Source organism: Agromyces sp. P1_H4 (assembly GCF_056405255.1).
This window is the reverse complement of sequence record NZ_JBFUCL010000174.1, coordinates 1-7800: the sequence shown is the minus strand read 5'-3', so window position 1 is coordinate 7800 and position 7800 is coordinate 1. Positions and strand designations below refer to the sequence as shown.

7 protein-coding genes are annotated in these 7800 nt (G+C 71.3%); 4 read left to right on the top strand and 3 right to left on the bottom strand.

The window, feature by feature from the left end; all coding sequences use genetic code 11:
- Positions 1-16 precede the first annotated feature (16 nt).
- From AC1DY2_RS11625 to AC1DY2_RS11615, 3 genes are all read right to left on the bottom strand, one after another.
- The gene (locus AC1DY2_RS11625; protein WP_476762579.1) at positions 17-1654 is read right to left on the bottom strand and encodes an FAD-dependent oxidoreductase; all 1638 of its coding nucleotides are present in this window, start codon (positions 1652-1654) and stop codon (positions 17-19) included.
- A gap of 62 nt (positions 1655-1716) precedes the next feature.
- Entirely contained in the window at positions 1717-2559 is an 843-nt protein-coding gene (locus AC1DY2_RS11620) for a DUF72 domain-containing protein (RefSeq protein WP_476762578.1), read from the bottom strand.
- Between the two features lies 1 nt (position 2560).
- Positions 2561-3280, bottom strand: a complete 720-nt coding sequence (locus AC1DY2_RS11615; protein WP_476762577.1) for a VIT1/CCC1 transporter family protein — start codon at positions 3278-3280, stop codon at positions 2561-2563.
- A 197-nt stretch (positions 3281-3477) separates the two neighbouring features.
- Between AC1DY2_RS11615 and sucC the strand changes: the two genes are divergently transcribed.
- From sucC to AC1DY2_RS11595, 4 genes are all read left to right on the top strand, one after another.
- Positions 3478-4644, top strand: coding sequence for an ADP-forming succinate--CoA ligase subunit beta (gene sucC / locus AC1DY2_RS11610; protein WP_476762576.1), 1167 nt, complete (start codon positions 3478-3480; stop codon positions 4642-4644).
- 23 nt (positions 4645-4667) lie between these two features.
- Positions 4668-5570 carry a succinate--CoA ligase subunit alpha gene (sucD, locus tag AC1DY2_RS11605; protein ID WP_476762575.1) on the top strand — a complete coding sequence of 301 codons (903 nt, stop codon included), beginning with the start codon at positions 4668-4670 and terminating at the stop codon, positions 5568-5570.
- Between the two features lie 109 nt (positions 5571-5679).
- Positions 5680-6252, top strand: a complete 573-nt coding sequence (locus AC1DY2_RS11600; protein WP_476762574.1) for a hypothetical protein — start codon at positions 5680-5682, stop codon at positions 6250-6252.
- 97 nt (positions 6253-6349) lie between these two features.
- Positions 6350-7800 (top strand): hypothetical protein (locus AC1DY2_RS11595; RefSeq protein ID WP_476762573.1); only part of this gene is annotated, 1451 nt, incomplete at its 3' end.

Below are 7800 nucleotides of genomic sequence, written 5' to 3'. Positions count from 1 at the left end.
GTGTGCCCTCAGCGGCTCAGGGGACGTCGGCCAGCGCCCGGTGCACCGAGGCGACGGCGCTCGACCCCTCGCCCACGGCGGCGGCGACGCGCGTCATCGAGCCGCGGCGCACGTCGCCCGCGGCGAACACGCGGGGCAGGCTCGTCTCGAACGGCAGCGGCGACCGTCGCAGGGCGGCCCAGGCGGGGCCGAGGCTCCGGATGTCGTCGCCCGTGCGCACGAAGCCGTGCTCGTCGCGCTCGAGCTGCGTGACCCAGTCGGTTGCCGGCTGCGCCCCGATGAAGCAGAACAGGCCGCGGCAGTCCACCGTGGCATCCGTGTCGCCCTCGAGGGTCACCTGCTCGAGGGTCTCGCCGCCGTGCAGCGCTGCCACCCGGGTGCGCGTGTGCACCTGGATGCGCGGGTCCTCGGCGAGGCGGTCCACCAGGTAGCTCGACATCTCCGAGGAGAGGCCGTCGGCGCGCACGACCAGCCGCACGGGGCAGCCGTTCGCGGCGAGGTAGAGCGCAGCCTGGCCCGCGGAGTTCGCACCCCCGACGATGACGACGGGCGCGTCGATGACCTGCCGGAGCTCGAGCGACGTGGCCGCGTGGAAGATGCCTGCTCCCTCGAACTCGCTCCACCGGTCGAGGTCGAGCGTGCGGTACTGCGCCCCGGTGGTGATCACGACCGACCTGGCGTGCACGAGGCGGCCGTCGGCCAGCGTGAGCGTGAGTGGATCGCCCGAGTCCTGCAGGCCGGCGACCTCGCACGGGGCGAACACCCGCACGCCGAACTTGAACGCCTGCAGCGAGGCCTGCCCCGTGAGCGCGTCGCCGCTCACGCCGAACGGGAACCCGAGGTAGTTCTCGATCCGCGACGTCGCCGCCGACTGGCCGCCGGGGGCGATCGAGTCCAGCAGCACGGTGCGGAGTCCTTCCGAGGCGCCGTAGATCGCCGCCGCGAGTCCAGCGGGCCCGCCGCCGACCACCGCGAGGTCCGCGGCCGTGTCGTCGTCGTTCACGTACGCGAGGCCGAGCATCTCGGCCACCTGGCCGGGCGTCGCGTTGCGCACGTTCTCGCCCTGCACGATGGCGACGGGCAGGTCACGGCGCGAGAAGCCGTGCTTGAAGATGTGGGCCGCGGTCTCGGGGTCGTCGGCATCGACCCAGGTGTGCGCGAGCTCGAGGCGCTCGGCGTACCGGCGCAAGGCCGTGGCGCCCGCCGAACGCTGGGTGCCGACGATCTTCAGCGACAGGGCGGCCGGGCCTCGCCGCAGGAAGTCGCGGCGCGCCCAGAGCGTGCGAAGCAGGAGGTCGCAGAGCTCGTCGTCCTCGGCCATCAGCCGCTGGAGCGCCGCATGGTCGACGCGGTACATGCGGCCGCCCTCCGTCGCGCGCGCCGACAGGAACGCCCGCTGCCCGTTCAGCAGCCCCAGCTCGCCGACGAACGTGCGCGGTCCGAGGGTGACGATCGAGGTCTCGCCCACCCAGGGCAGGGCGTCGCGCACCACCTCGACCGCACCGCTCTCGACGAGGATGAGGTCGTACCAGCGGTCCCCGGTGCGGAACAGCATGTCGCCGACCGCGACGTCGACCGGGACGCCATGCGCGACGAGCCGATCCCACTGGGCGTCGGTGAGATGGGGGACGACCGGACGGTGCTTCTTGCCCATCTCCCCATCGTGCCCCATGTGCCGCGCGCGGGGGAGGCCTCGCCGGGAACCCGAGGGCGCCGTCAGGCCCGCGCGAGCCGCTCGATGAGCGCCATGGCGTCGAACGGCGCGCGCACCTTCACGTCGTTGTCGAAGTACGCGTAGGCGTCGCGGCCTGCGTCGAGGTGGCCGCGCATCCAGGCCTCCCAGCGGTCGAGGCCCTCCTCGTCGTACCCCGACACGTAGAGCTCCCGGTCGCCGTGCAGGCGTGCATAGGCGAAGGTCGCGGTCGTGCGGTCGATCCGCGGGTAGCGCCCGGCGGTGTCGGCGGTGACGGATGCCACGCCGTGACGCTCGAGCAGCGACGCCCATGCGTCCGCGTGCTCCTCGAAGCTCGGATGCCGCACCTCGACGGCATGCTCGAGCGGCCGCTCGGGAGCGGCCCGCAGCGCGTACGACGTGCGTCCGGTCATCCGCTGCTCACGGTGTCGCGCGAGCCCGGCGGCGGCCGCATGGGTGCGCGGCAGGCGCGCGAGGAACGCGTCGAGCAGCGCCTCGTCGTAGGCGAGCGTCGGCGGAAGCTGCCAGAGCAGCGGGCCCAGCTTGTCGCCGAGCGCGAGCAGTCCCGACGCGAAGAAGTTCGCCATGGGTCCGTCGATGTCGCCGAGGCGTTTCACGTGCGTGATGAACCGCGGCCCCTTGACCGCGAAGACGAAGTCCTCGGGCACGGCATCGCGCCAGCGCACCCAGCTCCCCGGCCGCTGCAGCGAGTAGAACGAGCCGTTGATCTCGACCGAGCCGAGGTGCGTCGCGGCATATTCGAGCTCGTCCGCCTGGCGGAGCCCTCTCGGGTAGAACTCGCCGCGCCAGTTCGGGTAGACCCACCCCGAGATCCCGACGTACGCACGCCCCCGACGCCCCGCCATGTCACACGGCCACGCCGAGCAGGGCGCCGATCGCCCAGGTCACGAGCAGGGCGAGCGCCCCGCCGACGGTCACCCGTAGCACGGCCCGGAGCCTCGGGCTGCCGCCGATCCAGGCGCTGAGCCAGCCGGTGATCGCGAGGGCGACGACCACGGCGACGAAGGTCGCGGCGATGCGCCACTCGGGTGGCGGGAGCAGGATGGCGAGCATCGGCAGCACCGCCCCGACGAGGAACGACAGCGCGGATGCCCCGGCGGCGTGCCACGGGTTCACCACGTCGTCCTCGTCGATGTGCAGCTCGACCTCGAGGTGCGCCGCGAGCGCGTCGTGCGCGGTGAGCTCGTGCGCGACGGCCTCGGCGGTGGCGGCTGAGAGCCCCTTCGCGCGATAGAGCCCGGCGAGCTCGGCCAGTTCCTGCTCGGGCATCGTCTCGAGCTCGTGTCGCTCCTTGGCGATCAGGGCCCGCTCGGTGTCGCGCTGGCTCGAGACCGACACGTACTCGCCGAGTCCCATGGAGATCGCGCCCGCGACCACCGCGGCGACGCCGGCGATGAGGATCGCCGCGACATCCGTGGTGGCCGCGGCGACGCCGACCACGAGTGCGGCGACCGAGACGATGCCGTCGTTCGCTCCGAGCACCCCCGCGCGCAGCCAGTTCAACTTCGCGTGCACCGCGGAATCGTGCGGGTCTGCGCGGTGGATGGGCTCCGCTCGGTCGCTCATCGAGCCAGTCTCGCAGCCGGGGGCTGACGGTGGCCAGCGGCATCCGCCCGGTTCCGACCCTCGGATGAGGGGGAGTACCATGGTCCACGGCCCGCGTATCTCGATATCGAGACAATCGGTGCTCGTTGAGCACAGGCCGGGCCGCACCCACCAGCCCCTGTGCGCCGTCGTGCGTGCGGACCGATTGGAAGTAGAGCGTGGATCTTTACGAGTACCAGGCCAGAGACCTGTTCGAACAGTACGGGGTCCCGGTGCTCCCGGGCATCGTGGCCGACACCCCAGAAGAGGTCCGCGCCGCGGCCGAGAAGCTCGGCGGCGTCGTCGTGGTCAAGGCCCAGGTGAAGACGGGCGGCCGCGGCAAGGCCGGCGGCGTCAAGGTCGCGAAGACCCCCGACGAGGYGGAGGAGGCGGCGAAGGCCATCCTCGGACTCGACATCAAGGGCCACGTCGTCAAGCGCGTCATGGTGGCGGGCGGCGCCCGCATCGCGCAGGAGTTCTACTTCTCGGTGCTCCTCGACCGCGCCAACCGCTCCTACCTCTCGCTCACGAGCGTCGAGGGCGGCATGGAGATCGAGCAGCTCGCCGTCGAGAAGCCCGAGGCGCTCGCGCGCGTCGAGGTCGACCCGGGCACCGGCATCACGCCCACCAAGGCCCGCGAGATCGCCGAGGCCGCGAACTTCCCGGCCGAGCTCGTCGATAAGGTCGCCGACGTCTTCGTGAAGCTCTACGACGTGTACACGAGCGAAGACGCCACGCTGGTCGAGGTGAACCCGCTCATCCTCGACGAGGACGGCAACGTCATCGCCCTCGACGGCAAGGTCACGCTCGACGAGAACGCCGAGTTCCGCCACGCCGGCCACGCCCTGCTCGAGGACAAGGCCGCGGCCGACCCGCTCGAGGCGCAGGCCAAGGCGCTCGACCTCAACTACGTGAAGCTCGACGGCGAGGTCGGCATCATCGGCAACGGCGCGGGCCTCGTCATGTCGACGCTCGACGTCGTCGCCTACGCGGGCGAGAACCACGGCGGCGTGAAGCCGGCGAACTTCCTCGACATCGGCGGCGGCGCCTCGGCGGAGGTCATGGCCAACGGCCTCGGCATCATCCTCGGCGACCCGCAGGTGAAGAGCGTGTTCGTGAACGTCTTCGGCGGCATCACCGCGTGCGACCAGGTCGCCAAGGGCATCGTCGGCGCGCTCGCCGAGCTCGGCTCCACCGCGAACAAGCCGCTCGTCGTGCGCCTCGACGGCAACAACGTCGTCGAGGGCCGCCGCATCCTCGAGGAGGCGGCGCACCCGCTCGTCACCCTCGCCGAGAACATGGACCAGGGCGCCGACAAGGCCGCCGAGCTGGCGAACGCCGCGTAGCGCGAGAGAAGGATTCGAGAGCAATGACGATCTTCCTGAACAAGGACTCCAAGGTCATCGTCCAGGGCATCACCGGCGGCGAGGGCTCCAAGCACACGGCGCGCATGCTCGCGGCGGGCACCCAGGTCGTGGGCGGTGTGAACGCCCGCAAGGCCGGCACCACGGTGCTGCACACCGACGCCGACGGCAACTCCGTGCAGCTGCCGGTGTTCGCGTCGGTGTCCGAGGCGATCGAGCAGACGGGGGCGGATGTCTCCATCGCCTTCGTCCCGCCGGCCTTCACGAAGGATGCCGTGATCGAGGCCATCGACGCCCAGATCCCGCTCCTCGTCATCATCACCGAGGGCGTGCCCGTGCAGGACTCCGCGGAGTTCTGGGCGTACGCCAAGGAGCAGGGCGAGAAGACCCGCATCATCGGCCCGAACTGCCCCGGCATCATCAGCCCCGGAGAGTCGCTCGTCGGCATCACCCCGGCGAACATCACGGGCAAGGGCCCGATCGGCCTCGTCTCGAAGTCGGGCACGCTGACCTACCAGATGATGTACGAGCTGCGCGACCTGGGCTTCTCGACCGCCATCGGCATCGGCGGCGACCCGATCATCGGCACCACGCACATCGACGCGCTCGCCGCGTTCGAGGCCGACCCCGAGACGAAGGCGATCGTGATGATCGGCGAGATCGGCGGCGACGCCGAGGAGCGCGCGGCCGACTTCATCAAGGCCAACGTGACGAAGCCGGTCGTCGGCTACGTCGCCGGGTTCACGGCCCCGGAGGGCAAGACCATGGGCCACGCCGGCGCCATCGTGTCCGGCTCCGCCGGCACCGCGCAGGCGAAGAAGGAGGCCCTCGAGGCCGCCGGCGTCAAGGTCGGCAAGACGCCGTCCGAGACGGCGCAGCTGCTGCGCGAGGTCTACGCCGCTCTGTAGGCGCGTTCCGACGCGAACACGAGCCCCTGCCGGAACATCGGCGGGGGCTCGTGTCGTCGGCGGCGAGACGACGCTGTCGGCATGTCCTCTCGCGTGAGAGGCTGAATCCATGGGTGATTCCACGTCGGATGCCGCGGATCGGGTCGTTCCGAGCACCGCGGTGAACTCGGGGCCGGGCGCGCAGCCGAACCTCGCCTCGAAGATCGTGCGCACGACGTTCGTGACCGAGGAGGCCGTCTACGGCGTGATCCTGGTCGACGGCATGATCCTCGTCTCGGGCGGCCACGGCGCCACGGCCTGGTCGGTGTTCTGGACGGTCATCGGCACGGTGATCGTCTTCTGGGCCGCGCACGTCTACGCCGGCACCGTGGCCCACCACGGCCTCGACCACGACCGCATGATCAGCCTCGGCGAGGCGTTCCGCGGGTCGCTTCGGCGGTCCCTCGGGCTTCTCGCCTCCGCCCTGATCCCGTCGCTCATCCTGCTGCTCGGCGCCACCCAGGCGATCACCGATGTCTACGCCATCTGGACGGCCCTGTGGGCTGGCGTCGTGGTGCTCGCCGTGCTCGGCTGGGTGGCCTTCGCCCGCCGCGGCTCCCCGTGGCCGATCAGGCTCGCCGGCTCGCTCGCGACCGCAGGGTTCGGCCTCGCGATGATCCTGATGAAGGCCCTCATCCACTGACGCGGGTCGTTTCGGGAGGAGCACCCGGCCTTTCATCCAGAAGAAGTGATGCGCACAACGGGGTCGTGACGATAGGTTTCGACCAAAGGGGGCGGTCATGTCGGATGCAGGGACCTCGCAACTCGAAGCCCGGATCGCGCAGCTCGAAGCCGAGAATGCGGCGTTGCGCACCGAGGCGGTCACGGCCAGACCGGTCGCCGGAACGGATGTCGCGGGCGCGGCGCCCCACGAGCGTCGCCGCCGTGGGCGCACCGTCGCGGCCGTCGTCCTCGTGATCGTCGCCCTCCTGATCACGCCGATCGCGGTGATCACGGCGTGGGCGCGGCTCCAGCTCGTGGACACCGAGCAGTTCGTCGCGACCTTCGCCCCGCTCGCCGAGGAGCCGGCCGTGCAGTCGTACATCGGCGACCAGGTCACGACGGCGATCGAGGAGCAGGTCGACATCCCGGCCCTCACCGCCGACCTCTTCGACGGCATCAAGCAGCTCGACCTGCCGCCCAAGGCGCAGACCGCGCTCGGCTTGCTCGAGGCGCCTGCCACGCAGGGCCTCCAGTCGCTCGTCTCCGGCATCGTCGACCGGGTCGTCGAGTCGCCGGCCTTCGCCGACGTGTGGGCCACGGCGCTTCGCGCGAGCCATCACGCCTTCGTGGCGGCGGTGCAGGGTGATCCCGACGCGGCGCTCGCGATCGGGGGAAACGGCACCATCTCGGTGCAGCTCGGCCCGATCATCGAGGCGGTGAAGGAGCGCCTCGTGCAGCAGGGGGTCGGCTTCGCCGCGAACATCCCCGTGATCGAGAAGAGCGTCGTCATCGCGCAGAACGACGCCTTCGTCCTCGTCCAGACCGTCTACGCGCTCGCCGTGGCCGCGGGCACCTGGTTGCCATGGATCTGCCTCGCGCTCCTGGCGGCCGGCGTGTTCGTCGCGAAGCGTCGAACCGTGGCCCTGGTGTGGACGGCAGCCGGACTCGCGTTGACCATGCTGCTGCTCGCCGCGGGGCTCGGCATCGGCCGCACGTTCTTCATCGGCACGGTGAGTCCGTCGATCATGCCGTCCGATACCGCGTCGGTGATCTTCGACGGACTCGTCGAGCTGATGCTCTCGACGATCGTGGCGATGCTGGTCCTCTCCATCCTCGTCGCGGTCATCGCCTGGTTCTCCGGTCCATGGCGACCGGCACGAGCCGCGAGGGACTTCGCGGGTGCCGGGTTCGCCAGTGCCCGCGCGGCCGCGGCCAGGCATGGCGTCACGACCGGGTCGTTCGGCATCGGCCTCGACCGTTGGCGTGGCGCCGTGTACGTCGCCATCGCGTTGATCGCGACCGCCGTGGTGCTCTTCAACCGCCCGGTCACCGTCAGCGCCGTCGTCTGGACGGTGATCGTCGCCCTGCTCGCCGTGCTGATCGTCGAGCTGCTCCGCCGTCCMGCCGCGGAGGTCGCGGCGCAGGCCGCGGCGGCCGAGGCGGCGGCTGCGGATGCCGAGGTCGTGGCGGCCGAGGCGGCGACGACCGCGGCGGCTGACGCCGCGATCGCGGAGGAGGAGGCCGACGC